Origin of the sequence: Candidatus Aegiribacteria sp. (assembly GCA_021108005.1) — a bacterium.
In the GTDB taxonomy this organism is placed as follows: Bacteria; Fermentibacterota; Fermentibacteria; order Fermentibacterales; family JCC-6; genus Aegiribacteria.
Genome location: JAIORS010000152.1, coordinates 1 through 1,734 on the forward strand (window position 1 = coordinate 1; position 1,734 = coordinate 1,734).

Below are 1,734 nucleotides of genomic sequence, written 5' to 3' on the forward strand. Positions count from 1 at the left end.
TTTTCGAACAGTTATTAACCTGTGTGTCTGCCTTTTCTCCGATTATATCCCCCTAAGAGCGATCGCAGATGAAAACAGCAGAAATCGCAGGCAGCAGGCAGTGTATCAGAATCCGTTATTGAAGAAGTGCTGGGTAAACTGGATCACTTCTCAATTCAAAAGCATCTCCTCACAGTCCGATGATGATTACCTGTACTGAGATTTTTCGTGTATATTGAAGTTCGGATCTATCTTCTGAACGGTTACATCAGTAGAAGGATTTTTGTTGGTTTCAGTTGGAGAGGTTAGTGTACGTGAAAATTTCAGGAGAATCATCGGAGTTCAATTCCACAGAACAACTTGAGCGGGAGCTTGAGCAAGCATCAGGAAAAGAAAAGATCCCGATAATTATTCTATTATCGAAGAAGTACCATGATTCCTCTCCATTGAAAGTGATAGAATGCTGTAAACAGGGTCTTGAACTTCTGAAGGACTATCCTGACAATTCGAACTTGCTTTGTCTTCTGCATGATATGTCATGGGCTCATCAGAGCCTCGGTAACTATCAGGATTCTCTTGAATACGCTTTCAGATATTACAACAATGCACAGGAAGCAGGAGACAGAGAGCGCGAAGCAAGGGCACTTAATACAATCGGTGTCACTTACTGGAGACTGTCGAGTTTTGATGATTCCATGGAGTATTTCCTCAAATCCATGGATATCTCCGAAGAGCTCGGTGATAGAAGGGGAATTGCCGGCTCATACAATAATCTTGGTATCCTGAATGAAAGTATGAACGATATAGATGCAGCCATTGAAAATTATACAAAGGCTCTCAAAATATGCAGGGAAGCAGGTGAGGAATTCGACTGCGCAGGTATACTGAATAATCTGGGTGTTATCCAGATCAGCAAAGGCAACTATGAGAAGGCGGAGGAATTCTGCAGAGAGTCTTTGGAAATTCGACAGAAACTTGACGATCTTTATGGTCTGTCACACACACAGATCAATCTTGGGCTGATCAGGAAAGAACTCGGTGAATACAAGCAGGCACTCGAAATTCTTGAATGCGCCCTGAATACAACCATCAAACACGCGGACAGATACGCTGAAGGTGAAACCAGATTGCACATAGGTCTTATCCACCAATCGCTGAACGATCATGAAAAGGCTGTTGAGTACATCGAAGAAAGCATAACGATAGCAAAGGAAACGGAATCAGAGGAGCTTCTTGAAGAAGGCATCATGAATCTATCAGGTGTTTATGAGAGGGAACAGAATTTTGAGAAAGCTCTTGAATACTTCAAACAGTACAAGGAAATACACGACAATATCTTCGATCAGGAAAGCCGGAGAAGAATAAGTGAGCTTGAGATCAGGTTCATGGTGAAAAGCAAAGAGAAAGAGGCGGAGCTGATCCGGCTCAAGAATGTCGATCTCGTAAAGGCGAATGAGGAGTTAATACTTGCTCTCTCTGAAGTGAAACAACTCAGTGGTTTGCTTCCTATCTGCGCGTCTTGCAAGAAAATCCGTGATGATCGCGGATACTGGAAACGAATAGAATCATATATATCCGATCATTCGGAAGTTCAGTTCAGCCATGCTCTGTGTCCGGAGTGCATGAAGAGGCTCTATCCCGAATATGCTGACAAAATCGCTGAAGATTTAAACGATTAACAGAATTTGTCAGCCAGCTGTGCCTTGTAGATACGTGAAAGTTCTTCATCATCTTCGCAGTTCCCGAATATCCAGA

The 1,734-nt window shown here is 42.7% G+C and carries 2 protein-coding genes; both read left to right on the plus strand.

The features are described from left to right. A partial coding sequence (locus K8S15_09170; GenBank protein MCD4776202.1) for a hypothetical protein occupies positions 1–199 on the plus strand: 199 nt, incomplete at its 5' end. An 88-nt stretch (positions 200–287) separates the two neighbouring features. Continuing rightward, positions 288–1,658 (plus strand): tetratricopeptide repeat protein, encoded by a 1,371-nt coding sequence (locus tag K8S15_09175; GenBank protein MCD4776203.1) that lies wholly within the window; start codon positions 288–290, stop codon positions 1,656–1,658. Positions 1,659–1,734: the final 76 nt, after the last annotated feature.